Here is a 24,164-nt window from a genome sequence, read left to right as displayed (position 1 = left end):
GGCAGCAAAGCATGGGCAGAGGTTGCCTCAGCCCGGCCCATCTGTTGCGATGGAGGGACGGCCGCTGACGGGCGGCGCACCCGACGTGAGGATGGTTATGGCCGGCAGCATGGGGCAGGAAGAACTCGAACTCGTCGACCGCTGGTGGCGGGCAGCCAACTACCTTTCGGTGGGCCAGATCTACCTCCGAGCCAACCCCCTGCTGCGCGAACCGCTCAAGGCAGAGCACACCAAGTCCCGCCTGCTGGGCCACTGGGGGACCACCCCGGGGCTGAACTTCGTCTACGCCCACCTGAACCGCGTCATCCGCCGCGACTCCACCGAGATGCTCTTCGTGGCCGGTCCCGGCCATGGCGGCCCCGCCGTCGTCGCCAATGCCTGGCTGGAAGGCACCTACTCGGAGATCTATGCCCACGTGGGCAACGACGAAGCGGGCCTGGCCGAGCTCTTCCGCCAGTTCTCCTACCCCGGCGGAATCCCCAGCCATGCCGCCCCGGAAAGCCCCGGCTCCATCAGCGAGGGCGGCGAACTCGGGTACTCCCTGGCGCACGCCTACGGATCAGTGTTCGACAACCCCCAGCTGGTCACCGCCGTCGTCATTGGCGACGGCGAGGCGGAGACCGGACCGCTGGCCGCCAGCTGGCACTCCCACAACTTCCTGGACCCCGCGGCCGACGGCGCCGTGCTGCCCATCCTGCACCTCAACGGCTACAAGATTGCCAACCCCACGGTCCTTGCGCGGATGCCCGAACAGCAGCTGGAACACCTGCTGCGCGGCTACGGCCACGAGCCGTACTTCGTCACGGTGGACGATCCGGCTGCCACGGAAAAGGCGCACCGGGACTTCGCGGAGGCGCTGGACCGGTGCCTCGCGGACATCCGTGCCATCCAGGACGTGCACCGGTCACCCTCGGCCGATCCGGACGCAGGGGAAGACGGCGCGCCGCGCTGGCCCATGATCGTCCTGCGCTCGCCGAAGGGCTGGACCGGGCCGCGCTACGTGGACGGGCTGCAGGTGGAGGGCACGTGGCGCAGCCACCAGGTCCCGCTCTCCGAGGTCCGCACCAACAGTGGGCACCTGGGCCAGCTTGAGGAGTGGCTGCAGTCCTACCGGCCGGAAGAACTGTTCGACGGCGACGGCCGGCTCCGGCCCGACGTCGCCGAGGGTGCCCCCACGGGGGCCTTCCGGATGAGCGCCACGCCGCACGCGAACGGCGGCCTGCTCCGGCGCGCCCTGAAGCTGCCCGCCTACCGGGACCACGCCGTCGAGGTTGCCCAGCCGGGAACCGAACGGGTCAGCCCCATGATCACGCTGGGCTCCTGGATGCGGGACGTCATCTCGCTGAACAAGGAAACCTTCCGGCTTTTCGGCCCCGACGAGACGGCGTCCAACCGGCTGCAGAACGTCTACGAGGTCACCGACAAGGTGTGGCAGTACCGGATTGACGACGTCGACGAGCACCTTGGGCGGTCCGGCAGGGTCATGGAGGTGCTGAGCGAGCACCTGTGCCAGGGCTGGCTGGAAGGCTACCTCCTCACCGGCCGGCACGGCGTCTTCAGCTGCTACGAGGCCTTCATCCACATTGTCGATTCCATGTTCAACCAGCACGCCAAGTGGCTGAAGGTGCACCGCACCCTGCCGTGGCGCCAGCCCGTGGCTTCGCTGAACTACCTGCTGTCCTCGCACGTGTGGCAGCAGGACCACAACGGGTTCTCACACCAGGATCCCGGGTTCATCGACCATGCCGTGAACAAGAAGGCGGAGGTCATCCGGGTGTACCTGCCGCCGGACGCCAACACGCTGCTGTCCGTGATGGAGCACTGCCTGGAGTCCACGGACTACGTCAACATCGTGGTCAGCGGGAAGCAGCCTTCACCCACCTGGCTGGGGCCGGCGGACGCCGCGAACCACTGCCGGCGCGGGCTGGGGATCTGGACCTTCGCCGGGTCCGAGGTGCCCGGCGAGGAGCCCGACGTCGTGCTGGCCTGCGCCGGCGACGTACCCACCGTGGAGACCGTGGCCGCCGCGGAACTCCTGCGGGAAGGTGCGCCGGGGCTGAAAGTCCGGGTGGTCAACGTGGTGGACCTGATGAGGCTGCAGGACGAAAGCGAGCACCCGCACGGACTCCCGGCCCGCGACTTTGACGGGATCTTCACAAGGGACAAGCCGATCATCTTCGCCTACCACGGCTATCCCGCCCTGATCCACCGGCTGGCCTACCGGCGCAGCAACCAGGAAGGCCTGCACGTGCGCGGCTACAAGGAAGAGGGCACCACCACCACGCCCTTCGACATGGCCATGCTGAACGGCATCGACCGCTTCCAGCTGGCCATCGACGCCATCGACCGCGTGCCGGGGCTGGCTGAGAAGCACTCGCTCCTGCGGCAGGACCTCCAGGACCGCCGCATGCGGGCCTTTGACCACACCCGGACGGACGGCGAGGACCCGGAGGGGATCCGGAACTGGCAGCTTTCCTAGCGGAGCAGCGCCGTCCTATTCGACCAGCGCGTCGAGTCCCGCGGAGGGCAGGTGGATCCAGCCCTCCGTGCGGGCGGCGGCCGCGTGGGCCCGGTCCGGCACCAGGGTCAGCCGGCGGGCCACCGCGCGGGCGGTAAGGGAAGCGACGACGGCGTCAAACAGGTCGTCCGATCCGGCCAGTTTGTTCCCGTACCCGGCCAGGTCCAGCCACGGCGCCTGCGCCGTGAGGCTGTCAAGCAGGAGGCCAAGGCGTTCTGTCTCGGCGCGGCCCTTGTAGCCGCGCCCGTTGAGCCCCCAGACTTTCAGCGACGCGGCCGGGTAGACCTCAGCCAGTTGGCCTGAGCCGTCGCGGGCCTGGGGCCCGTGCAGCGCGGCGATTTTTGCTTGGATGACCGCGCACCGCATGGCCGGATGCGCAAGCCGGTCTGCCGAGACGCTGAGCGGGATCAGGCCTGTCTGTCCCGTCACGAACCGGTCCGTGTCGCGGTATGCCAACAGCCGCCGGCCCGCTATCCCGTCATGCTCCAGAACAGGCGCCGGGTCGAGGGCGAGGTGTCCGGTGAGGAAGGGAATGAGTGCGTCTGGCCACCCCACAGGACAATCTACGCCGGTCATGTCCGTGGCGCCGAACAGCTCCACGATCTCCTGGTCGTCCACGTCCAGGGACAGGTGCACCAGCCGTGCAGAACCCGGGAGCCATTCGATGACCGCCGCCGCGGTCTTCTTCGTGGCGGCTGCCAGATCCACTCCGAGCGTTTTCACGTGACCAGACTCTACCTCCGGGAACCCCGCTGCCGCAGTGGACGCCGGATGACGCCCCGTCCCGGTTCTGAAAGGCTGGTGCCTGGTGGGCCATCCGGCTGACCGGGCCCGAAAGGATCATCTTCATGCCATGGCTTGATGTACTCGGCAACGACATCCACTACACGGACTCAGGCAAGGGCCAGCCGGTGGTGCTCCTGCACGGCCACGCCTCGGCGGCCGCCTGCTGGGAGCCGATCATCCGCGAACTCGAGCAGGACTTCCGGGTCCTGTCCTACGACACCTACGACCATGGCTGGTCCTCGAACTCCCCGCGGCAGGGCCCGCTGGTTGACCGGGCCGCAGAGCTTGAACACTTTCTGGGCTCCCTCGGCCTGGAAAACCCTGTCATCGTGGGGCAATCCATGGGCGGCATGACCACGCTCCGCTGGGCCGTGCGAAACCCTGGCGGTGCCGCTGCCCTGGTGGTCTGCGGCATGGGCTGGCCGCTGGTGGTGCCGCCTCCGGGACACCCCGGCCAGCCGGAGAAGTTCGAGGTCTTCAGCTCGCTTGATGCAGACGAACGGATCTGGCTGGGCGTGGGAAACTCCTTCACCGAGCAGTGGATCGCGGAAAACCCGCTCGACTACGCCCGCTACATCCGGGTCCGGTCCACCGCTGCCGCCATAGAAGCGGCACGCCACCCGCGGAGCCTGGAACAGAGCCAGGGCGAGTTCCTCAGCGCCGACCCGCAGGACGTGGACTCGTTCCAGCGGGGACTGGAATCCATCTCCAGCCCGCTGGCGCTGCTGATCGGGGATGAGGAAAGGCCGCGCATCCGCCGCGGGGCAGAGCATGTTGCCGCTACGGTGCCCGGTGCGCGCCTCGTGGTCGTCCAGGACGCCGGACACAACGCCTACTTCCAGCGCCAGGACATCCTGGTGGAAACCATCCGCAGCACGGCTGCCAGCACACGGGGCCGCTGACGCGGGTGGGGTGGCCTGCGCTCCGACCTGTAGGTGAGTACGCCCGGAATCCCGCCCTCCGAACCAAGGTCTTCACCCAGGGCAAAGCCCGCCCAGAGCGCCCGCAGCTGCCGGCCCACAGCGTTTACGTCCTCCCAGCCGGCGCCGGCGATCAGCCCCACCCCGTCCCACGTGCTCCGGTTGCCAAAAAGCAGCGGGAGGTCAATGGTGTGGGCGGCGCCGAAGATGTTGCCGGGGGCGTGCCAGTGCAGGATGTAGCGGTGCGCATTCCCGCCCGCCCGGGTGTGCCGGCGGGCGAACTTCCGCGCAGCCCAGCCGTAGACGGTCTCGGTGACCACCCAGTTGATGGCCCGCAGCGCCGCATCACCCACCACCGGCACCGTGCCGAGCCTGCTGAGGTGCGGGCTGCGGGGCAGGAACAGCCGGGCTTCCTCGGACGTGTGCCCGATCAGCACCTCGATCCCGGGAGCTGAGCGGTTCCAGGCCTCCTCGATTCCGGCTTCCTCCGGCAGCGGTTCATGCCCGTACTGGGTCCCGAACGGCATGGCAGCCAGCATCCCGAACCTGCGGGCCACCTGGGCCACGTGGTTCTCCCGTTCCACCACGTCCATGGCCGGAGTTTCCCCGGTGACGGCCTCCGCGGCGATCCCCATGGCATGGTTCATTTTGGCCCGGCCGCGTGCAATGCCCAGCGGTGCGCTCTGGATGATGGCACGCTGGAAGAGCTGCGGCGCTTCCGGGGTGGCCATCAGGTGGGCGATGGCGTCACCGCCGGCGGACTGCCCAAATGCGGTGACCCGGCCGGGGTCACCGCCAAACGCTGCGATGTTGCGTCGGACCCACCGGAACGCCTCGAGCTGGTCCAGCAGTCCCAGGTTCCCGGGCCGGCCCGTGCGCGTGGCCAGGAACCCGAACAGTCCCAGCCGGTAGGTCACCGAAACCACCACCACCCGGTTCTCGGCCACCAGGACTGCGGGATCGAAGATGGCGAGGTCGCCGGACCCGGTGGTGTAGGACCCGCCATGGATCCACACCATGACGGGCAGCCGTTCATCCGGGGACACGTCGGCAGGCATGGTGATGGACAGGTTCTGGCAGTCTTCGCTGCCGGGGAGCTCGCCGTACCGGGTGCCCAGGACGTCGTCGAGGAACGGGACTGGCCCCTGCGGGCAGGCCGGTGCGGGCGAGGTGGCAGCAAAAGGCTGGCTCCAGTCCGGCACCGGGACGGGCGGCTGGAACCGGGCGGCCGTGGCATAGGGAATGCCGGTGGCGCGGAGGACATCCCCGTCCCGCCACCCGGTGACGGGTCCGCAGGGCGGGCTGAAAACAGGTGCGGAGTTCACCGAACCCACCTTAAACCACAACCCTTAAGCAACAACGCGGAGTCACTTCCGGCCCAAATCCGGCGGCGGATTGGGCGCGGAGTGACCCCGCGTCGATGGCTGGGCCCACGCCGTCAGGGTTCCCTGACCGAGCGAAGCGAGGTGAGGGAGACGGTGGGGACTAGTGGCCGGTGGGTACGTAACGCTTGATGGAGGCTTCCAGTTCGGCTTCGGCGGCGGCGCGGTCGCCCCAGCCCTCGGCCTTGACCCACTTGCCCGGCTCCAGGTCCTTGTAGCGGGTGAAGAAGTGCTCGATTTCCTTGATCAGGAAGTCGTTGACGTCGCTGACTTCCTGGATGTGGTCGAAGCGGGCGTCAACCGGGACGCAGAGGATCTTGGCGTCTCCGCCGCCGTCGTCCGTCATGTTGAAGACGCCGATGGGACGGGACTCCACGATGACGCCCGGGTGCAGGTCGAAGTCCTGCAGGAGCACCAGTGCATCCAAGGGGTCGCCGTCTTCGCCGAGGGTGTTTTCGAAGTACCCGTAGTGCGTGGGGTACTGCATGGAGGTGAAGAGGACGCGGTCCAGGCGGACGCGGCCGGTCTCGTGGTCAACTTCGTACTTGACGCGTGATCCCTTGGGGATCTCGATGGTCACGTCATGCTTCATGGAATGCTCCTCGGCAATTGCAGGGGGTGCGCGGCACATCTGACGGGCCCACAAAAAGGAGTGTCCGTGCCGCCGACTACTATTGAGGATATAGCGAGAGGCCCTGGAATCAGGAACTTGTGGGGATATTTCAGGACTTGAGGACCGGCACCAGCATGACCAAAACAACCGTCACGGACGCGTGGACTGACCGCGTCCGGCGGGCTGCGGACAGCGGGCTGGCAGCCGTGAAGAGCTCTTGGCCTGCCGTCCTGCTCACTGCGCTCCTGGTTGCCCTCGCCGTCCCGGCGGCCCTGCTGGTGGCCCCCGGGTTCCTCGGACCCGAGCCCCCTGCCCCCGCACCGCCGGCTCCCGAATGGCAGCAGGTTCCGGCCACACTGTCAGCCCCGGAGGGGCTTGCCCAGCTGGACGCCTCCGCGGACATGCCGTCGCCGGAGGCGGTCACCGCTCGGCTGGACCCGGTGTTGAAGACCGACGGCGGCGGTACTTTCACGGGGCTGGTCCAGGATGCGGTGACCGGCCAGGTTCTCTTTGACCGGGGCGGCTCCGAAAGCCGCGTGCCGGCGTCGAACCTGAAACTGTTGACCGCGGTCGCCGCGTTGCGCTCATTGGGCCCGGACCGCCGGTTCAGCACCACCGTGACCGCCGGCCCCACAGCCGATCAGGTGGTCCTGAAGGGCGGCGGCGACGTCCTGCTCGGCTCCGGTGAATCGGCCGCTGAAAAGGTGATGGGCCACGGCGGCCTGGCCACGCTGGCGGCCCTGACGGTAGAAGCGCTGCAGGCTGCCGGAACATTGGGGGAGATCAAGGTCCTGGTGGACGATTCCCTCTTCACTGGCCCCGCCCTTAATCCGGCATGGCAGGCCGGGGATGTGGCTGCCGGTGAGGTGGCCCCGCTCTACCCGCTGGCGCTGCATTCGGCACGCTTCGATCCTGCCGTCACTGCCGGGCCGCGCCCGCAGGATTCCGCCATCACGGCAGCGGAGGAATTCGCCGCCCGGCTGCGTCAGGCAGGTGCCGCGGCGGGGCTGACCGTGGCCGCCGCCGTCGAACGTGCACCCGCGCCCGCCGGTCAAACTGCCGCCCCGCCGGTCCTGGCGGAAGTGCAGTCGGCCACCGTCGCGGAGCAGGTTGACCTGATGCTGCAGGTCTCCGACAACTACCTGGCCGAGGCTTTGGGCCGGATGGCTGCCGTGGCAGCCGGCCTGCCGGGCAGTAACGACGGCGCCACGGCGGCTGTCCGCGCGCAGCTTGCAGAGGCCGGAATCCCCTCGGACTCCATGCAACTTGTGGATGTCTGCGGGCTGGCCATGGGCAACCAGGTCTCGGCCCGCCAGTTCGCCGAGGTGGTCCGCGCCATCACGTCCGGCACGGACAGCAGGCTCCGCGAGGCGCTGGACGGTTTTCCCGTTGCCGGCCTGACAGGCACCCTGGACGCGAGATACGGGGAGGAATCGACGGCGGGCGGCGCCGGGCTGGTGCGCGCCAAGACCGGAACCTTGAACACGGTGCTGGCGCTGAGCGGTTACGTGGTGGATGCGGACGGGCGGCTCCTGGTGTTTTCCTTCATCGGAAACGGTCTCACCCCGGGTGCCGCGGGCAACAGGGTGGCCCTGGACCAGGCCGCAACAGCCCTCGCCGCCTGCGGCTGCCGCTAGCTGCGTGGTTGCCGCCGCCGTGGTTCGCCGGTGAGCGAACTTAAGGACGATCCCCGGCCTGCTGTGTTCTGATGGGACTTATGGAGTCCACTGCAGGTGAGTCGTCAGCACAAACGTTGTCCAATCCGGCCCAGGCCCTGATCAACTGGGACCTTGCCGCGTCCACCGCGGCACGGCTGGCTCCTGCCGGGCCTGATTTGGGCCATGCCGCAATCGGCGAGGCAGTGGACAGCCTGCGCCGGCTCGCGGACGCCTCGGTGGAGCACGTCCACGAAATCAGCGGGCTGGAAGCTGCCAGGGATCTCCGCGACTCCAACGTGCTGGTGGTGGACCGTGCCTCGTGGGCCAAGGCCAACACCCAGAGCTTCGCCGTGATGCTGAAGCCCGCGATGGAAAAGATGCTGGAAAACCGCCGCGGCTCCCTCAGCCCGGCAGCTGCCAGCGTCAGCGGCGCCATCACCGGCAGCCAGCTGGGCGCCGTCCTGGCGTTCCTGTCCAGCAAGGTCCTTGGCCAGTACGATCCCTTCGCCGCGCTGGCCGAGGGCTCCAACGCGCCCGCCGGGGGCAGGCTCCTGCTCGTGGCCCCGAACATCATCTCCGTGGAACGCGAACTGAACGTCGCGCCCGAGGACTTCCGCCTGTGGGTGTGCCTGCACGAACAGACCCACCGGGTGCAGTTCGCCGCCGCGCCCTGGTTGCGCCACCACATGCTGCAGCAGATCGACGACCTGAGCGGACACCTGCTGGGCAATGTCGATTCGCTGATGGAGCGGGCAACCGCCGCAGCCCGCTCGCTCAAGGACCGCTCCGCCACCGGAAACACTCCCGGCCGCGGCGCCATCCTGGACCTGCTGCAGGACCCGGAGGAAAAGGCTGCCATCTCGCACCTCACCGCCGTCATGAGCCTGCTGGAGGGCCACGCCAACGTGGTGATGGACGGTGTGGATGCCAGCATCGTCCCGTCCGTCAAGACCATCCGGCAGCGGTTCAACGACCGCGGCAAGGACCGCGGCGTGATCGAGAAGTTCATCCGCAGCCTCCTTGGACTGGACGCCAAGATGCGCCAGTACTCTGACGGCGCCCGGTTCGTCCGCGCCGTGGTGGACGTTGCGGGAATGGACGGCTTCAACAGGGTCTGGGAGTCCGCTGATCACCTGCCCACCGAACCGGAGATCCACGACGCCAAGCTGTGGCTGAACCGGATGGGCCTGTAATTGCCTGACGTTCCCCGCGTTTCCCTTCCTTCCCCGGCCGGCAGCGGCCGGCGGCGGCCCGGGAGGCTGGCGCCCGTCGTCGGCACCGCGCGGAAAATGGTCCAGAATGCACTCGCCGAGGCCGGCTATCCGCATCACGTCCTGGTGGCCTGCAGCGGTGGGCCGGACTCCCTGGCGCTCGCCGCCGTCGCGGCCTACTTCGCACGGCGCGGCCATGTTGATGGCCACCCGGTAACGGTCGGCGCCGTGGTGGTGGACCACCAGCTGCAGGAAGGCTCCGGCCAGGTGGCCGCGCACACCGCGGAGGTGCTGCAGAACTTCGGGCTGGCCCCCGTGGAGATCCGGACCGTGACCGTGGCAGGCACCGGCATGGGCCCTGAAGCCGCGGCCCGGGACGCCCGGCATGAAGCGCTGGAAGCGGCTGCGGCCGGCCAGGGCGCGGAGGCGATTTTGCTCGGACACACCCTGGACGACCAGGCTGAACAGGTGCTGCTGGGCCTGGCCCGGGGCTCCGGTACCCGTTCGCTGGCCGGAATGCGGCCCGCCCGGGGTATCCTGCTGCGGCCGTTCCTGGGGCTTCGCCGGGCGGACACGGAAGAGATCTGCGAGGTGGAGGAGCTGGACCCCTGGCACGATCCCACCAACACGGACCCGTCCTTCGCCCGGTCGCGCACCCGCACCGAAGTCCTCCCGCACCTGGAGGAAAAACTGGGGCCCGGCGTCGCCGAATCCCTTGCCCGGACGGCGTCCATTCTCCAGCTGGACGCCGACTACCTCGAGGATGTGGCGGAAGCCACCTTCGCCTCCCTGGCCGAACGGAACGGGCCGGAAGTCAGCCTTCCGGAGGAGGCGTTGCGCGCCCTGGCCCCCGCCATCAGGTTCCGCGTGATCGCCAAGGCCGCGGCCGACGTCGGCGGGCAGCAGCCCAGCTACAAGCGCCTTTTGGCGGCGGAGGCGCTGCTGAGGAGGCAGGGCTCCGCGGGCCCCGTTGAACTTCCGGGCGGGGTGAGCGCCTACCGGCTGTCCCTCGCGCAGCTCGACGCGTCGCCCGCCGCCGGCCGGCCTGCCGGCTCGGATAACCCCGGCTCCGTTCCCCGTGAAGGGCCGCGCTGTGGGAAGCTAGTGTTCCGGCCTCAAAAACCGCCCACAAAATAGTCGCACCCCGCATCTACACAGGAGCCATTGGTGGATTCAAACGACGTCCAGGCAGACCTCAAGCACGTTCTCTACACCAAGGAACAGATCCAGCAGCGGATCACCGAACTCGCTGCCCAGATCGACAAGGACTATGAAGGCCGCGAGATCCTCATTGTCGGTGTGCTCAAGGGTGCCGTAATGGTCATGGCGGACCTGGCCCGTGCGCTGCACAGCCACATTTCCATGGACTGGATGGCTGTTTCCTCCTACGGCTCCGGCACCCAGTCCTCCGGGGTGGTCCGCATCCTGAAGGACCTGGACACGGACCTGATGGGCAAGGACGTGCTGATCGTCGAGGACATCATCGACTCCGGCCTCACGCTCTCCTGGCTGAAGACCAACCTGGAATCCCGCGGCACCGCGTCGGTGGAAATCTGCACCGCCTTCCGCAAGCCCACGGCCGCCAAGGTGGAGATCGACGTCAAGTACGTCGGTTACGACATTCCCAACGAGTTCGTTGTTGGCTACGGCCTGGACTACGCCGAGAAGTACCGCAACCTGGACTTTGTGGGCACCCTCGCGCCGCACGTCTACGAGTAAGCCACCTTCCGCGCCCTCTGATGCGCGCCGTTGAAAGGGAAGGCCGGCTGAACAGGAACATCGGCATCAAGGATGTGGCATTGGCGGCAGGGGTGTCCGCCACCACCGTGTCGCACGTCCTGAACGACGTTTCCTACGCGCGGATCAGCCCGGAAACCCGCGGCAAGGTGAAGGCCGCGGCCCTGGAGCTGGGCTACGGTCCCAACCGCGTGGCGCAGGCCCTGCGCAGCCGTCGCACGGGGGTGCTCGGGCTGGTCAGCGAGGACGTCGCCACCACCCCGCACGCCGGCCGGATCATCCTCGGCGCGGATGAGGCCGCCCGTGCCCGCGGCTACACCCTGATGGTCATCAACACCGCGGGATCGGCGAGCCGGGCGTCCCGGGAACGCGACGTCGAGGCCGTACTGGAACGCCAGGTGGACGGGATCCTCTACGCCACCATGTACCACCGGTACCTTGAGGCACCCGCCAACCTCGCCAGGGTGCCAGCGGTCCTTGTGGATGCCGTGACCGCGGACGGCGGTTTTCCGGCTGTTGTGCCGGACGAGCACGGCGGCGCCACGGCTGCAGTCGATGCCCTTCTCGCCGCCGGCCACACGCGCATCGGGTTCATTAACAACACGGAGGACGTGCCCTCCACCTCGCAGCGGCTCCGCGGTTTCCGGGAGGCCCTGACCCGGGCAGGCCTCGACGGCGAAGCCGCCCCTGTTGTGGCGGCTTCGTCCGCTGCCGCCGGGGGATATACGGCAGCCGGCCGGATCCTCAGCGGTGGCAACCCGCCGTCGGGCCTTTTTTGCTACAACGACCGCATGGCCATGGGGGCGTACCGCGCGGCAGCCGAGCTGGGGCTGTCCGTCCCGGGTGATCTCTCGATCATCGGATTCGACGACCAGGCACTGATTGCCGGCAGCCTCCACCCCGGGCTGACCACCGTGGGGCTGCCCCACTACGAAATGGGCGCCTGGGCCGTGAACCACCTGATCGACACCCTCGAAGGCAGAACCGGCGGTGATGACCCCGACGCCGGAACCACCACCCTGGAGTGTCCGCTGGTCATCCGGGAGTCCGTTGCGCCGCCGCGGCAGTAGGACCACCGCACAGGCCCCACCCCTCCGTGTAGCTACGCCCACAGGGAACTTTTGCTTTCCATCATGCGTGATCTACTCCGGACGGTGTATAGCTAGAAGCTGACGCAGCACCATCACGCGCGCAAACTACTCGCCGTGCAGCACTACCAGAAGGGACGGGGCCAGCCCCCGAACAGATGAAAGCTAAGAACTTTTTCAAGGGCCCGGGCATCTGGATCGTCGTTGTGGTCGGTCTGCTCCTTGTGGCTTTTGCAACGCTGGCTCCCGGCGGTGCGGCACGGATTGACACCGATAAGGGCCTCGAACTACTCTCCGGCAACCAGGTGGAGCAGGCGAAGATCTTCGATGGTGAAAACCGTGTTGACCTGACGCTGAAGGAAAACCTGAACCTGGAAGGGCAGGACAAGGGCAAGAGCGTCCAGTTCTACTTTGTGGACGCCCGCGCCGAGGACATCGTCAGGGCTGTCACCGCCTCTGACCTCAGCGGCGGCTACACGGACCAGCCCATCGAGAGCAACTGGTTCTCCGGCCTCCTCTCCCTCCTGATTCCCGTCATCCTGCTCGGCGCGCTGTTCTGGTTCCTGATGACCCGGATGCAGGGCGGCGGCTCCAAGATCATGCAGTTCGGCAAGTCCAAGGCCAAGATGGTCAGCAAGGACATGCCGCAGGTGACCTTCGCCGACGTCGCCGGTTCTGACGAAGCAGTGGAGGAACTCCAGGAAATCAAGGAATTCCTGCAGGAACCGGCCAAGTTCCAGGCCGTTGGCGCCAAGATCCCCAAGGGCGTGCTGCTCTACGGCCCGCCAGGCACCGGTAAGACCCTCCTGGCCCGCGCTGTCGCGGGTGAGGCCGGCGTTCCCTTCTTCTCCATCTCCGGTTCCGACTTCGTGGAAATGTTCGTCGGTGTGGGTGCCTCCCGTGTCCGCGACCTCTTCGAACAGGCCAAGGCGAACTCCCCGGCCATCATCTTCGTGGACGAAATCGACGCCGTCGGCCGCCACCGCGGCGCCGGCATCGGCGGCGGCAACGACGAACGCGAACAGACCCTCAACCAGCTGCTGGTTGAAATGGACGGCTTCGACGTCAAGACCAACGTCATCCTCATCGCCGCCACCAACCGCCCCGACGTGCTGGACCCCGCACTGCTGCGCCCGGGCCGCTTCGACCGCCAGATCGGCGTGGAAGCGCCGGACCTGATCGGCCGCGACCAGATCCTGCAGGTGCACTCCAAGGGCAAGCCGATGGCGCCCGGCGTGGACCTGAAGGCCGTGGCCAAGAAGACTCCCGGCTACACCGGCGCCGACCTTGCCAACGTCCTCAACGAGGCCGCACTGCTCACGGCCCGCTCCAACGCCAACCTCATTGACGACCGCGCCCTGGACGAGGCCATCGACCGCGTCATGGCCGGCCCGCAGAAGCGCAGCCGCGTCATGAAGGAACACGAGCGCAAGATCACCGCCTACCACGAAGGCGGCCACGCGCTCGTGGCGGCAGCCCTGCGCAACTCCGCGCCCGTCACCAAGATCACCATCCTTCCCCGCGGCCGTGCCCTGGGCTACACCATGGTGGTTCCGGACAACGACAAGTACTCCGTGACCCGCAACGAACTCCTGGACCAGATGGCCTACGCCATGGGCGGCCGCGTGGCCGAAGAAATCGTGTTCCACGATCCGTCCACCGGCGCTTCGAACGACATCGAAAAGGCCACCGGAACCGCCCGCAAGATGGTCACCGAGTACGGCATGAGCGAGCGGGTGGGCGCTGTCCGGCTCGGCCAGGGCGGCGGCGAGCCGTTCCTTGGCCGCGATGCCGGCCACGAGCGCAACTACTCCGACCAGATCGCCTACGTGGTGGACGAGGAAGTGCGCCGCCTCATCGACCAGGCCCATGACGAGGCCTACGCCATCCTCACCGAGAACCGCGAGGTCCTGGACCGGCTGGCGCTCGAACTCCTGGAACGCGAAACCTTGAACCAGGCCGAGATCGCCGACATCTTCCGCGACATCCGCAAGCGCGACTTCCGCGAGGTATGGCTGTCCAAGGAGACCCGCCCCGTCCAGATGGCCGGCCCCGTGGAAAGCCGCCAGGAGAGGGCCGAGCGCGAGGCGCAGGAAGAAGCCAAGCAGGCCCGTTTGGACGAGCCGCTGGACGCCAACCCTCCGCATCCGCAGGGCGTTACGGAAGACGCACCGTTTCAGGGCGGCGTCCCCGAATCGGGGCCGGACACCCTTCGCGGCTAAGCTTTCTCTGTGACTCACTTCGACGACGACGACGTTCCCGCCTCCGCCGGATACCCGGCGGAGGACGGATCCTCCCACTCCAAGCACCAGAAAGTGGACCGGCCCCGGATCGAGGCGGCCGTCCGGGAGATCCTTCTCGCCATCGGTGAAGACCCGGACCGCGGCGGCCTGGTGGACACCCCCAAACGGGTGGCCAAAGCCTACGCCGAGGTTTTTGCCGGGCTGCACCATGACCCCGCGGATGTCCTGTCCACCACGTTCGACCTTGACCATGAGGAACTGGTCCTGGTCAAGGACATCCCCTTCTACTCCACGTGCGAGCACCACCTGGTGCCGTTCCACGGCATGGCCCACGTCGGCTACATCCCCTCGCATGAGGGCAAGGTCACCGGGCTGAGCAAGCTGGCCCGGCTTGTGGACATCTATGCCCGCCGCCCGCAGGTGCAGGAGCGGCTCACCACTGAGATCGTTGAGGCGCTGGTCCGCTACCTCAAGCCGCGGGGCGCCATCGTCGTTGTTGAATGCGAACACATGTGCATGTCAATGCGCGGTATCCGCAAGCCCGGAGCGAAGACCGTCACCAGTGCGGTCCGCGGGCAGCTTCATGACCCGGCCACCCGCGCCGAAGCCATGAGCCTCATCCTCGGAAGGTAACAAACAGACCATGGACTCACTCGCTGCAGCCCCGGGAACCGGGCCCGCAACTTCGCCGCTGCCCATCCTGCGCAAACCGCGGCCGGCCGCCCGTTTCGAAGACCTGCCCACCGACCGCACCCTGGTCATGGGAATCCTGAACGTCACCCCTGATTCCTTCAGCGACGGCGGCAAGCACGCCACGTCCGACACCGCCATCGCCGCCGGCCTGCGCATGTTCTACGCCGGTGCGGACATCATCGACGTCGGGGGAGAGTCCACCCGGCCCGGCGCCGAAGACGTCAGCCCCGAAGAAGAACAGCGCCGCGTCATCCCCGTTATTGAGGCGCTAGTCAAGGCCGGTGCGCTGGTCAGCATCGACACTACCCATGCCGCCACCGCCGCGGCCGCTGTGGAAGCCGGGGCCGCCATCATCAACGACATCTCCGGCCTCAGCATCGAACCGGAAATGGCAGAGCTTGTGGCTGCGTCCAAGGTTCCGTACATCCTGACCCACCGCCGCGGCGACGCCCGCACCATGAATTCCCTTGCCGAGTACACGGACGTGGCAGGGGACGTAGTGGCTGAACTGGCCGGCGTGCGGGACAAGCTCTATGCCGCCGGCGTCAGCCAGGACCAGATCATCATCGATCCGGGCCTGGGCTTCGCGAAGAACGATGCCCAGAACTGGGAACTCCTGCAGAACCTGGACCAGCTGCACAGCCTGGGACATAAGGTCCTGGTGGGTGCGTCCCGCAAGCGGTTCCTTGGAACCCTGCTCACCGTGGCCGGCAAGTCCGCGTCCCCGGAGGAGCGCGACGGCGCTACCGCCGCAATCACCGCCGTCAGTGCCTACCGCGGCGCTTGGGCCGTCCGCGTGCACGACGTCGGCTCCAGCCTGGACGCCGTCAAGGTTGCCGCCCGCATGGCCGCAGTACCCAAAACTCAGTAGGGCCGGGGGACCCATGGACAAAATTACGCTGACCGGTGTGACTGCCGTCGGCCATCACGGAGTGTTTGATTTTGAACGCCGCGAGGGCCAGCCTTTTGTTGTGGACGCAGTGCTTTACCTGGATTTCGCCGCGGCGGCGGAGTCCGATGACGTCCGCGACACCGCGCACTACGGCGAGGTGGCCCAGCGTATTACCGAATGGGTCTCGGGCGAGCCGCTGAACCTGATCGAAGCCCTGGCCGTCCGGATCGCGGACAGCCTGCTGGCCGAATTCCGGCTCCACGCCGTGGAGATCACCGTGCACAAACCGCAGGCGCCCATCGAGGTTCCCTTCGGCGACGTGGCCGTCACCGTCCACCGCGGGAATCCGGTCCCCGGGAATCCCGTCCGCCAGGAGTCAACCTTCAATGGGGGGACACCGTGAATGCCGGTTATGCCAGAGTAGTGCTGGCTCTTGGCAGCAACCTGGGGGAACGGAACGACACCCTCTCCGAGGCGGTCGCAGATCTTGTCGACCCGCCGGAGGTGCGCCTCCTGGCGGTGTCCCCGGTGGTCCAGACCAAGGCGCTGGGCGGCCCGGCAGGCCAGCCCGACTTCCTGAACATGGTCATCACCGCGGAAACCAGCCTGGCTCCGCTGGAACTGCTGGCACATTGCCAGGCGGTGGAGAACAAGCACCACCGTGTCCGCGAGGTGCACTGGGGGCCGCGGACGCTCGACGTCGACGTCATCACCTACGGCGACCTACGCAGCGACGACCCCGTGCTGACCCTGCCTCATCCGCGCGCCGCCGAACGCGCCTTTGTGCTGTACCCGTGGTCGCTGATCGAACCCGCGGCAACCCTGAACGGTGAACGCATCAGCGCGCTGGCCGCCAGGGCGGCGGACTACGGCGATCTTGCCCCGTTCGACGGCTTCGGCGACTTCGATGGCATGCCCACTGCCGGGGCGGTGGAAGAACGATGAAGCCCATCAACCCGCTGCGCCTCATGCTGATCGGCATCATTTTGGCAGTCGCGGGCTGGGCGGCCACCGTGGTGACCAGCCGGTACAGCATGGCCACTCCCGTGCTGCCCGCTACGGCGCTGGCCACGATGGGCGTCATCGTCGCCATCACCCTGATCCTGGGCATCCGGGTCCTGAGGTGGCGCAACAGCATTACGAACGCCAACGCCAAAAAGAAGACGGTGCTCGATCCCCTGCTGGCAGCCCGGACCCTGGTCCTGGCCCAGGCGTGCGCCTACGCCGGAACCGTGCTGCTGGGCTGGCACGTGGGCATCTTCCTGGACCAGCTGCGGATCTGGAGCCTGCGCAGCGACCAGGGCATCACCTGGCTGGCCCTGGCCATGGCCGGCGGGGGACTAGTGATGATCGTGGTTGGCCTCCTGGTGGAGCGCTTCTGCAAGATTCCCCCGGAGGACGGCGACACCAAGGGTGTTGACGGCAAGCCCGGGCGCCAGGTCCGTGGCGAAGCCGCGGGGGAAGGCGAATATGCATACCGAGGCGATTGATCCGCCGGGCATCGCCTGGCAGCGCGTCTCGCCCAAGTACATCACCGTCCGGCTGGTGGAGTGGGCCGTGGGCAACCTCGTCGCGGTACTGCTGCTCTCCCTGCCATTGCTCTTTGTCCTCCTTGGCGTATGGCGCTGGCCGCCGCTGTGGCTGGCCGTCGCCCTTCCCGCGGCGATGCTGGTGCTGGCCCTCTGGCGCCTCGTGCTGATCCCGCGCCAGGTCCGGGCCATCGGCTATGCCGAGCGCGACGACGACCTCCTGGTCAGGACCGGGATCTTCTTCCAGCGCACCATGGCCGTTCCCTACGGCAGGATGCAGTACGTGGACATCGGCGTGGGCCCGGTGGAACGCGGGCTGGGTTTGTGCACGCTCAAGCTGCACACTGCCGCGCCGGGCACCAATGCCAAGATCCCGGGCCTGCCCGCCGCCGAAGGCGCGCGGCTCCGCGAACAGCTGGCGGCGCGCGGCGAAGCCAGGCTGGCAGGACTGTGACCGCTGACAGGCAGGTCCCCGGTACGGGGGCGCCGGGCAGTTCGCCGCTGCCCGCCGGACCGGCTGCCGCAGACAGTGCCGCGCCCGACGACGGGTGGCTGCGTGTGCACCCGGCGTCGCCTTTTGTCCGCGGCTGGGTAGCGCTGGCCGCCATCGGCTTCTTCTTTGGCCGCGATATTTTTGAGCGGATGCTGCAGGGCCGGCCCGTGTTCACGGACGAGCTGGCAGGCCGGGCGCCGTGGCTGCTGGCGGGCGGTGCGGCCATGCTGCTGATCGCCGTCCTGGGCTTCGTCCTGACCTGGTACTTCACCAAGTACCAGGTGTCCGGCGGCTACGTCCGGGTCAACACCGGCTTCCTCTTCCGGCAGCAACGGCAGGCGCGGCTGGACCGGGTCCAGGCTATCGACATCGTCCAGCCCCTGCTGGCGCGCATCTTCGGCCTGGCCGAACTCAAGTTCGAGGTTGCTGACGCCGGGGAGTCGGCCGTGCGGCTGGCCTACCTGAAGATGGATGACGCCCGGCAGCTCCGCGCCACCATCCTGGCCCGGGCCGCCGGGGTGAGCACCGGCGTCGAGGGCCCTGGCGAGGCCGCGCCCGAGGCGCCGGAATACCCGGTCCTGTCGGTGCCGCCGTCGCGCCTTGTCGGTTCGTTGCTGCTGAGCGAACAAAGCTTTTTCGTGGCGGTGGGCGGTGTGGCCTCCGTGGTTCTTTCCGCCGTCACCGACAACCAGAGCTTCTACTTTTATCTGATTCCAGCCGCGCTGGGCCTCGCCGCCAGCTACTGGACCCTTTTCAACAAGGGCTACAACTTCACGGCCGCCATTTCGCCGGACGGCATCAGGCTGCGGTACGGGCTGCTGGACACGCAGGCGCAGACGTTGCCGCCCGGCCGGATCCAGGCACTCAAGATTGCCCAGCCGCCCCTGTGGCGTCCGTTCGGCTGGTACCGGATGCAGGTCAACGTGGCCGGCTACGGCCTGGTGGAGAACGCCGGAGAGGGCACCTCCCGCACCACCCTGCTGCCCGTCGGCAAGCTCGAGGACGCCATGAACATGCTCGCCCTGGTGCTGCCGGATCCAGGCACTGCCCAGCCTGCCGCCGTTTTTGGTGCCGGGCTCACCGGCTTGGATTCGGACGGCGGATTCGTCACCACGCCGCGCCGGGCGCGGATACTTGCCCCGCTGGGATGGCGCCGGAACGGGTTTGCCGCGACGGACACCGCCCTCCTAATCCGCTCCGGCCGCTGGTGGCGGGAGCTCGTGGTGGTTCCGCACCAGCGAACGCAATCCATGGCACTGCACCAGGGGCCGCTGGCACGGCGGTTCAGGGTTGCCGACCTGGTGCTTCACACCACCGCCGGCCCTGTCGCGCCGCGGCTGACCCAGGCCGGCGTGGACGAGGCGCGGGCCCTCTTCAACGAACAGTCGGCACGCGCCCGGCTGGCCAGGAAACGGCAAACAACGGAACAGTGGCTGCGGCAGGTAGCGGTCCCGGTGGTTGAGCCCGCCGAAACCAGGCCCGCGCCGGTGGTTGAGCCGTCCTCGGTGGTTGAGCCTGTCGAAACCCGGGCGCCGCATGCCCCAACCCAGGAAGGCCCGCAGCATGGCTAAACCCGGACGCCTCGGCGTCGGAATCATTGGCGCCGGGAAAGTGGGCGCGGTCCTCGGCGCCGCCCTGCGCGCGGCGGAACACGCCGTCGTAGGTGTCTCAGCGGTGTCCGACGCGAGCCGTGAACGGGCCGAAACGCTGCTCCCCGGCGTCCCCATCCTTGAGGTGCAGGACATCGTGGAGCGGGCGGAACTTGTGCTGCTCGCGGTGCCGGACGACGCCCTGCCGGACCTGGTGGAGGGTCTGGCCAAGCTCGGCGCCTGGCAGCCAGGCCAACTGGTGGCCCACACCTCGGGCAGGTTCGGGGTGGGTGTCCTGCATCCGGTGCGGGCTGCAGGCGCTGTCCCGTTGGCGCTGCACCCGGCCATGACGTTCACCGGGATGAGCCTTGACCTGACGCGCCTGCTGGATTGCACCTTCGGTGTCACGGCCGACGCCGCCATGCTTCCCATCGCGCAGGCGCTGGTGGTGGAGATGGGCGCGGAGCCCGTAGCCATCGCCGAAGCGGACAGGACGCTGTACCACGCGGCCCTGGCGCACGGGTCCAACCACCTGGTCACCCTGGTGGCGCAGGCCTCGCAACTGTTGGCTGAGGTGGGCGTTGACCTGCCCGGGCGCATGCTGGGTCCGCTGCTGCGCGCAACCTTGGAGAACGCTCTGGCCTCCGGGGAATCCGCCCTCACCGGCCCTGTGGCGCGCGGTGATGTGGGAACAGTGCAGGCGCATGCGGAGGCGCTGCGGGAGTTCGACGGCGGCGGGCAAGGTGACGTGTTGGCGGCTTACCTCGCGATGGCTCGCGCCACAGCCCTGCGCGCCGAGGGGCGCGGCCTGCTGAAAGCTGACCAGCTGGAGGGGCTGCGCAAGGCCCTCGAACCGAGGGAGGACTGATCATGCCCATCAAACTCGTCACGACGGTTGGCGATCTGCACGCCGAAAGCGCACGTCTGCTGACTTCCAGGCAGGGTGCTTCCCAGGGCCTGGTGCCCACCATGGGTGCACTCCACGAAGGCCATGCCGCATTGGCGCGCACCGCCGTCGAACAGAACGACGTGGTGGTGGCCAGCATCTTCGTCAACCCCCTGCAGTTCGGCGACGCCGTGGACCTCGACCGGTACCCGCGCACGCTGGAGGCAGACCTGGCGCTGCTGGAAGCCGAGGGCGTGGACCTTGCGTTCGCGCCGTCGGTGGAGGAGGTGTACCCGGGGGGTGAGCCGCTGGTGCGCGTAACGTCCGGCCGGCTGGGGGAGAAGTGGGAGGGCGCTTCCCGTCCCGGGCACTTTGACGGTGCCCTGACGGTGGTGGCCAAACTGCTGCATTACGGCATGCCCGCCGCGGGGCTGGCCGGGGGTGGTTCGGATGGTTCAGGCCTTCCCGCCTACCGTGCGTACTTTGGCCAGAAGGATGCCCAGCAGCTGGCGCTGGTGCGGCGCATGGTGGCGGACCTGAATTTTCCGGTGGAGATCGTGGGGGTTGCCACGGTCCGTTCCGCGGAGGGCCTGGCCCTGTCCAGCCGCAACCGCTTCCTGTCGGACGAAGAGCGGGAGGCCGCGCTGGTGCTGTCCAGGGCCCTCCGGCTGCTTGAGGAGCGGGCTGCCGCACGGGAGCCGCTGGATCTTGAGTCAGCCGTCCGCTTGGTGGAGTCCCAGCCCCTGGTGGCGCTGGACTACTTCGACGTGGTGGATCCGGCCACGCTCGAGCCGCTGGCCGAAAACTGCCGCGAAACGCCGTTCCGGGGCGAGGGGCTGGCGCTTATCGCCGCCAAGGTGGGGCCGGTGCGGCTGATCGACAACGCGCCGCTGAATTCATGACCGGCCTTTGTTATAGTCCCGGGACGTCCCGGTTGGTCATCAGCTGTTCCAGGAGCGCCCGTTCGGGCCGGCCCGGGTTTTTGGCCACGCAGCGGCGGAGCCTTGCACGGGAGAGCTCTTCGGCGGGTTCATTGCTGCGGAGGATTTCGTCGATGATTTCCTGGGCTTGCCAGCGGAGGGACTGGATGGCGAACTCGCGGATTTCGGCAGGCGTGTCACCGGCCATCCAAGGGTCGGGGTCCGAAGGTACGCTTTGGAACAACCGCTCTGCTGACATCGGGGCCTCCTTGCACCAATCCGAAGCGGCCGGTTTATGGCCTCCACGGTGTCCTAAGCACTGCGCATAGGAAAAACATTACAGCGGGAAAGACCGGTCTGTCTTCCCCGCGATAGACTGAAAGTGCGATGAATCCTGAGTCAGAGTTTTCAGCGTCCCCCGTGTCTCCTCCGGCGGTGGCGGCAATGACTCCTGCCGGTTCTGCGGAACGCATCATGGCAGTCGCATACGAGCTTTTTTCGCGGCGCGGTGTCCGCGACGTCGGCGTCAACGAACTGATCGAACGGTCCGGAGTGGCCAAGGCAACCTTTTACCGGCACTTCCCCTCGAAGGACTCATTGGTTCTGGCATTCCTTGAGCAGCGTGACAAGCAGTGGACCGTCAACGCGATTGTTTCGGAGGCCCGGCGCCGCGGAAACACCCCTGCCGAGCAGTTGCTGGCCATCTTCGACGTCTTTGGTGATTGGTTCCTCCGGGAGGACTTCGAAGCCTGTTCCTTCATCAACATCCTGCTGGAGATGGGGCCCGCCCACCCGCTGGGGCAGGCGAGCATTGATTACCTGGCCAAAATCAGGGGGCATGTGCAGGTCCTGGCGGAAGAGGCCGGACTGGTGCGCCCCGAGGAGTTCGCCCGTTCATGGCACATCCTCATGAAGGGGTCCATCATCTCCGCTACTGAAGGCGACATGCAGGCCAACAGGCGTGCGCAGCAGATGGCTGGCTGGCTGATCGAGCACCACCAGCCGTAGTTCCTGACTCACTGTCCACGTCCCGCGCTGGACATGTCCTCAGCCGTCGTTGAGTGTCCTCGGGCGTGGTCAGGTCTGGAGCAGGGCCCACCCGCTCAGGGCCCAGTCCTTGTCCGGGTCCTGCGGGAGGACGAACGGCATGGCATAAAAGTCGTTCCACACGGGCTCATCCCATATGGGGGAGTCGGGCGGGATGTCGTCAGGGTCGATGAGGTTTTCGCCTGCTGGTTCTTCGCAGGGTGGCTCGAAGTAGGACGGGGCCGAATCCAGCCATTCCTGTGGTGGCCACCCGTCGGCGGTTGAGGGGTCCGGCTCGCCTGCTTCTTGGGGATGCCGCAGGGCACTCCGCGACTGATCCTGCAGCTTGTCGGGCCCGATGGGTGGTTCCCAGTCAGGTTGTTCGCTTTGATATTTGCGGCCGGTGGGTGAGGTCCAGCCGGGCGGCTCGTTTTTGGTGGCCGGTGTGGGGGTCCAGGCGCTGTTGTGCTTGAGCCGGTGGTGCTTGGGGCAGAGCTGTGCCAGGTTGCTGATTCCGGTGGTTCCGCCGTGCTGCCATGCTGCGAGGTGGTCAGTGTCGTTGTCCAGGGTGTGGTTGTTGCAGCCGGGGAAGGTGCATCTGCCATCTCTGAGGCGGAGTGCCTGTTTCATGGCTTTCGTGAGCCGGTAGCTGGTGCGGCCGATCTCCAGAGGCGTTCCGTCCCGCGGGTCCACCAGGACCCGGTAGAAGGAGGTTGCCCCGTCCGCGACCAGTTCCCGTGCCATCGAGGCCGGGATGGGCCCGTGGCCATCGAGCATGGCCGGTTCATCGGTGAGGCCGAGTAGGGCGAACACCGGGACGGTGATCAGCACGTCCGTCCGAGGGGCCGGTACTTTTCCGGCGAGGGGGCCAGCGGGTGCTGTGGTGTCTGGATTGCCGCTCGCGAAGATGCGCCCGTTGGTTGGGTAATGGCCGGTGTCTGGGATGCCCAGGTCCGCGGTTGTTTCCTCCGAACCGACGAGCGTGGCGAGCCCGATGAAGGCCTCGGGGAGCTGTTCATCAATGCCAGCCTGGTCCTGGCTGCGGGTGTGGGGTTGGCCGCTGCCTGCTGTGTCCGCGCCAGCCAAGGCGGTGCGCGTGAGGAGGCGGTGGGCCAGGACGTCGGCGCGTCGTTGGGGCAGGGTGCGGGTTTCGTGGGGTCCCTGGAGGCCACGTGCCATGGCGGTGGTGCTGTTCCAGATCGCTGACGCGGAGTCGGCGGGCAGGTACGCGGAGATCCATGCCATCCCGTTGCGGTCCGGGCAGTGCTCCACCCGCCGGTCGGCGACGCTCTTGGCGTGCCGCTTCTCGAGGGATTCGGGGTGATGCCGCTCCCGCCAGGTGCGCACCTTGTGCCGGAACCGTGACGGCACCAGTTCCCCGGGCGCGGCCCCGCGCGCCCGATGAGGCGTATCCGAATCGAAGAAATGTGCCACCAGCGCGGCGGCAGCGGCCCGGTCCAGGTCCGCGGTCTCGTCGGCGATGATCCGCGCGTGCAGCCAGGACACGTTCCCGGCAGCCAGCGCATTCATGGCCGGCGGCAGCGCGCACAACTGCCGGGACTGGCGGACGAACGCCCCGGCGGCCCCCGAACCGATGGTCAGGACAGCGGCGATCTCCTCCACGACGGACATCTCAGCAAAAACCCGGTCCTGCAGGGAAGCAGTGGGCGGGATCACCGCCTCCTGCAGTTCAAGGGCCGCGGCGGCGTCCCGCGCCTTAATCGCCGCGACCTGCGCCTCCAGCCGGGAAACGAGGCCCATCCGTTTCAGCCGGACCTCATACTGCCGTTCCAGCACATCAACCCCGGCGCTCCCGTCAACGACGGTGGCCGCCTTCATACCTTCTTCTTCAAGGAACAGCGCGTTGACGGCAGCCATAGTGGAAAAAACACCCTCCAATGGTGCTGCTATCACTTTGCTGTTTCCCATATCTAAATCATCGTGGGAGGGTACGACATTCTTTGGTACGTTGCCCAGTCA

At 67.7% G+C, this 24,164-nt stretch carries 23 protein-coding genes; 18 read left to right on the top strand and 5 right to left on the bottom strand.

The window, feature by feature from the left end; translation table 11 throughout:
• Nucleotides 1–97 precede the first annotated feature (97 nt).
• Nucleotides 98–2,479, top strand: coding sequence for a phosphoketolase family protein (locus B5520_RS09800; RefSeq protein WP_079596879.1), 2,382 nt, complete (start codon nucleotides 98–100; stop codon nucleotides 2,477–2,479).
• Nucleotides 2,480–2,494: 15 nt separating this feature from the next.
• On the opposite strand, the gene B5520_RS09795 is transcribed toward B5520_RS09800, so the two are convergent.
• Nucleotides 2,495–3,241: a DUF429 domain-containing protein gene (locus B5520_RS09795; RefSeq protein WP_079596878.1), complete on the bottom strand. Its 747-nt coding sequence runs from the start codon at nucleotides 3,239–3,241 to the stop codon at nucleotides 2,495–2,497.
• Nucleotides 3,242–3,366: 125 nt separating this feature from the next.
• On the opposite strand from B5520_RS09795, the gene B5520_RS09790 reads away from it, so the two are divergent.
• On the top strand, nucleotides 3,367–4,206 hold the full coding sequence (locus tag B5520_RS09790; RefSeq protein ID WP_079596877.1) for an alpha/beta fold hydrolase: 840 nt from the start codon (nucleotides 3,367–3,369) through the stop codon (nucleotides 4,204–4,206).
• On the opposite strand, the gene B5520_RS09785 is transcribed toward B5520_RS09790, so the two are convergent.
• Together B5520_RS09785 and B5520_RS09780 are read right to left on the bottom strand one after the other, a co-directional pair.
• Nucleotides 4,137–5,549 (bottom strand): carboxylesterase family protein, encoded by a 1,413-nt coding sequence (locus B5520_RS09785; RefSeq protein WP_079596876.1) that lies wholly within the window; start codon nucleotides 5,547–5,549, stop codon nucleotides 4,137–4,139. The two genes, B5520_RS09790 and B5520_RS09785, sit on opposite strands and share 70 nt — an antisense overlap.
• Before the next feature lie 160 nt (nucleotides 5,550–5,709).
• The gene (locus B5520_RS09780) at nucleotides 5,710–6,198 is read right to left on the bottom strand and encodes an inorganic diphosphatase (protein WP_079596875.1); all 489 of its coding nucleotides are present in this window, start codon (nucleotides 6,196–6,198) and stop codon (nucleotides 5,710–5,712) included.
• 155 nt (nucleotides 6,199–6,353) lie between these two features.
• Here B5520_RS09780 and dacB point away from each other — a divergent pair, with 155 nt between their 5' ends.
• The 15 genes from dacB (at nucleotide 6,354) to B5520_RS09705 (ending at nucleotide 21,140) form a co-directional block, all read left to right on the top strand.
• Nucleotides 6,354–7,856, top strand: coding sequence for a D-alanyl-D-alanine carboxypeptidase/D-alanyl-D-alanine endopeptidase (gene dacB / locus B5520_RS09775; RefSeq protein ID WP_079597010.1), 1,503 nt, complete (start codon nucleotides 6,354–6,356; stop codon nucleotides 7,854–7,856).
• A gap of 80 nt (nucleotides 7,857–7,936) precedes the next feature.
• On the top strand, nucleotides 7,937–9,070 hold the full coding sequence (locus tag B5520_RS09770) for a zinc-dependent metalloprotease (protein WP_079596874.1): 1,134 nt from the start codon (nucleotides 7,937–7,939) through the stop codon (nucleotides 9,068–9,070).
• Between the two features lie 96 nt (nucleotides 9,071–9,166).
• Nucleotides 9,167–10,225 (top strand): tRNA lysidine(34) synthetase TilS, encoded by a 1,059-nt coding sequence (gene tilS / locus B5520_RS09765; RefSeq protein WP_079597009.1) that lies wholly within the window; start codon nucleotides 9,167–9,169, stop codon nucleotides 10,223–10,225.
• A gap of 30 nt (nucleotides 10,226–10,255) precedes the next feature.
• Nucleotides 10,256–10,807: a hypoxanthine phosphoribosyltransferase gene (gene hpt, locus B5520_RS09760; protein ID WP_041651844.1), complete on the top strand. Its 552-nt coding sequence runs from the start codon at nucleotides 10,256–10,258 to the stop codon at nucleotides 10,805–10,807.
• A 20-nt stretch (nucleotides 10,808–10,827) separates the two neighbouring features.
• On the top strand, nucleotides 10,828–11,895 hold the full coding sequence (locus B5520_RS09755; RefSeq protein WP_079596873.1) for a LacI family DNA-binding transcriptional regulator: 1,068 nt from the start codon (nucleotides 10,828–10,830) through the stop codon (nucleotides 11,893–11,895).
• A gap of 176 nt (nucleotides 11,896–12,071) precedes the next feature.
• Complete coding sequence (gene ftsH, locus B5520_RS09750) at nucleotides 12,072–14,135, top strand: ATP-dependent zinc metalloprotease FtsH (RefSeq protein ID WP_079596872.1); 2,064 nt, start codon at nucleotides 12,072–12,074, stop codon at nucleotides 14,133–14,135.
• Nucleotides 14,136–14,144: 9 nt separating this feature from the next.
• Nucleotides 14,145–14,789 (top strand): GTP cyclohydrolase I FolE, encoded by a 645-nt coding sequence (folE, locus tag B5520_RS09745; RefSeq protein WP_079596871.1) that lies wholly within the window; start codon nucleotides 14,145–14,147, stop codon nucleotides 14,787–14,789.
• Nucleotides 14,790–14,799: 10 nt separating this feature from the next.
• Nucleotides 14,800–15,720, top strand: a complete 921-nt coding sequence (folP, locus tag B5520_RS09740; RefSeq protein WP_079596870.1) for a dihydropteroate synthase — start codon at nucleotides 14,800–14,802, stop codon at nucleotides 15,718–15,720.
• Nucleotides 15,721–15,733: 13 nt separating this feature from the next.
• A complete protein-coding gene (folB, locus tag B5520_RS09735) occupies nucleotides 15,734–16,144 on the top strand; it encodes a dihydroneopterin aldolase (protein ID WP_079596869.1) in 411 nt (136 codons plus the stop codon).
• Nucleotides 16,141–16,686, top strand: coding sequence for a 2-amino-4-hydroxy-6-hydroxymethyldihydropteridine diphosphokinase (gene folK, locus B5520_RS09730; RefSeq protein ID WP_079596868.1), 546 nt, complete (start codon nucleotides 16,141–16,143; stop codon nucleotides 16,684–16,686). The genes folB and folK overlap by 4 nt, the downstream gene beginning before the upstream one ends.
• A complete protein-coding gene (locus B5520_RS09725) occupies nucleotides 16,683–17,231 on the top strand; it encodes a DUF3180 domain-containing protein (RefSeq protein WP_079596867.1) in 549 nt (182 codons plus the stop codon). The genes folK and B5520_RS09725 overlap by 4 nt, the downstream gene beginning before the upstream one ends.
• Nucleotides 17,212–17,724: a PH domain-containing protein gene (locus B5520_RS09720; protein WP_079596866.1), complete on the top strand. Its 513-nt coding sequence runs from the start codon at nucleotides 17,212–17,214 to the stop codon at nucleotides 17,722–17,724. The genes B5520_RS09725 and B5520_RS09720 overlap by 20 nt, the downstream gene beginning before the upstream one ends.
• A 47-nt stretch (nucleotides 17,725–17,771) precedes the next feature.
• Nucleotides 17,772–19,334 carry a PH domain-containing protein gene (locus B5520_RS09715; protein WP_104443471.1) on the top strand — a complete coding sequence of 521 codons (1,563 nt, stop codon included), beginning with the start codon at nucleotides 17,772–17,774 and terminating at the stop codon, nucleotides 19,332–19,334.
• The gene (locus B5520_RS09710; RefSeq protein WP_079596864.1) at nucleotides 19,327–20,220 is read left to right on the top strand and encodes a Rossmann-like and DUF2520 domain-containing protein; all 894 of its coding nucleotides are present in this window, start codon (nucleotides 19,327–19,329) and stop codon (nucleotides 20,218–20,220) included. The genes B5520_RS09715 and B5520_RS09710 overlap by 8 nt, the downstream gene beginning before the upstream one ends.
• A 2-nt stretch (nucleotides 20,221–20,222) precedes the next feature.
• Complete coding sequence (locus B5520_RS09705; protein ID WP_079596863.1) at nucleotides 20,223–21,140, top strand: 4-phosphopantoate--beta-alanine ligase; 918 nt, start codon at nucleotides 20,223–20,225, stop codon at nucleotides 21,138–21,140.
• 10 nt (nucleotides 21,141–21,150) lie between these two features.
• Here the strand turns inward: B5520_RS09705 and B5520_RS09700 are convergent, their stop codons facing one another.
• Nucleotides 21,151–21,417, bottom strand: a complete 267-nt coding sequence (locus B5520_RS09700; protein WP_079596862.1) for a hypothetical protein — start codon at nucleotides 21,415–21,417, stop codon at nucleotides 21,151–21,153.
• A gap of 185 nt (nucleotides 21,418–21,602) precedes the next feature.
• Here B5520_RS09700 and B5520_RS09695 point away from each other — a divergent pair, with 185 nt between their 5' ends.
• Nucleotides 21,603–22,166: a TetR/AcrR family transcriptional regulator gene (locus B5520_RS09695; RefSeq protein ID WP_254865542.1), complete on the top strand. Its 564-nt coding sequence runs from the start codon at nucleotides 21,603–21,605 to the stop codon at nucleotides 22,164–22,166.
• Between the two features lie 69 nt (nucleotides 22,167–22,235).
• Here B5520_RS09695 and B5520_RS09690 read toward each other — a convergent pair whose 3' ends face one another.
• The gene (locus B5520_RS09690) at nucleotides 22,236–24,113 is read right to left on the bottom strand and encodes an HNH endonuclease signature motif containing protein (RefSeq protein ID WP_079596860.1); all 1,878 of its coding nucleotides are present in this window, start codon (nucleotides 24,111–24,113) and stop codon (nucleotides 22,236–22,238) included.
• Between the last annotated feature and the right edge of the window lie 51 nt (nucleotides 24,114–24,164).

Source organism: Arthrobacter sp. P2b (genome assembly GCF_900168295.1).
Taxonomy (GTDB): Bacteria; Actinomycetota; Actinomycetes; order Actinomycetales; family Micrococcaceae; genus Arthrobacter.
Note: the sequence above shows the minus strand (reverse complement) of the source record. Positions and strands in the feature narration are given on the sequence as shown.

Bases quoted from the DNA above. Each gene is read 5' to 3' on its own strand.
- B5520_RS09705 (WP_079596863.1), top strand. From the start codon at position 20,223: ATGCCCATCAAACTCGTCACGACGGTTGGCGATCTGCACGCCGAAAGC.
- B5520_RS09720 (WP_079596866.1), top strand. From the start codon at position 17,212: ATGCATACCGAGGCGATTGATCCGCCGGGCATCGCCTGGCAGCGCGTC.
- B5520_RS09710 (WP_079596864.1), top strand. From the start codon at position 19,327: ATGGCTAAACCCGGACGCCTCGGCGTCGGAATCATTGGCGCCGGGAAA.
- folB (WP_079596869.1), top strand. From the start codon at position 15,734: ATGGACAAAATTACGCTGACCGGTGTGACTGCCGTCGGCCATCACGGA.
- B5520_RS09755 (WP_079596873.1), top strand. From the start codon at position 10,828: ATGCGCGCCGTTGAAAGGGAAGGCCGGCTGAACAGGAACATCGGCATC.
- dacB (WP_079597010.1), top strand. From the start codon at position 6,354: ATGACCAAAACAACCGTCACGGACGCGTGGACTGACCGCGTCCGGCGG.
- B5520_RS09800 (WP_079596879.1), top strand. From the start codon at position 98: ATGGCCGGCAGCATGGGGCAGGAAGAACTCGAACTCGTCGACCGCTGG.
- B5520_RS09725 (WP_079596867.1), top strand. From the start codon at position 16,683: ATGAAGCCCATCAACCCGCTGCGCCTCATGCTGATCGGCATCATTTTG.
- B5520_RS09695 (WP_254865542.1), top strand. From the start codon at position 21,603: ATGACTCCTGCCGGTTCTGCGGAACGCATCATGGCAGTCGCATACGAG.
- ftsH (WP_079596872.1), top strand. From the start codon at position 12,072: ATGAAAGCTAAGAACTTTTTCAAGGGCCCGGGCATCTGGATCGTCGTT.
- B5520_RS09700 (WP_079596862.1), bottom strand. From the start codon at position 21,417: ATGTCAGCAGAGCGGTTGTTCCAAAGCGTACCTTCGGACCCCGACCCT.
- B5520_RS09780 (WP_079596875.1), bottom strand. From the start codon at position 6,198: ATGAAGCATGACGTGACCATCGAGATCCCCAAGGGATCACGCGTCAAG.
- tilS (WP_079597009.1), top strand. From the start codon at position 9,167: ATGGTCCAGAATGCACTCGCCGAGGCCGGCTATCCGCATCACGTCCTG.
- folP (WP_079596870.1), top strand. From the start codon at position 14,800: ATGGACTCACTCGCTGCAGCCCCGGGAACCGGGCCCGCAACTTCGCCG.
- B5520_RS09690 (WP_079596860.1), bottom strand. From the start codon at position 24,113: ATGGGAAACAGCAAAGTGATAGCAGCACCATTGGAGGGTGTTTTTTCC.
- B5520_RS09770 (WP_079596874.1), top strand. From the start codon at position 7,937: ATGGAGTCCACTGCAGGTGAGTCGTCAGCACAAACGTTGTCCAATCCG.
- B5520_RS09790 (WP_079596877.1), top strand. From the start codon at position 3,367: ATGCCATGGCTTGATGTACTCGGCAACGACATCCACTACACGGACTCA.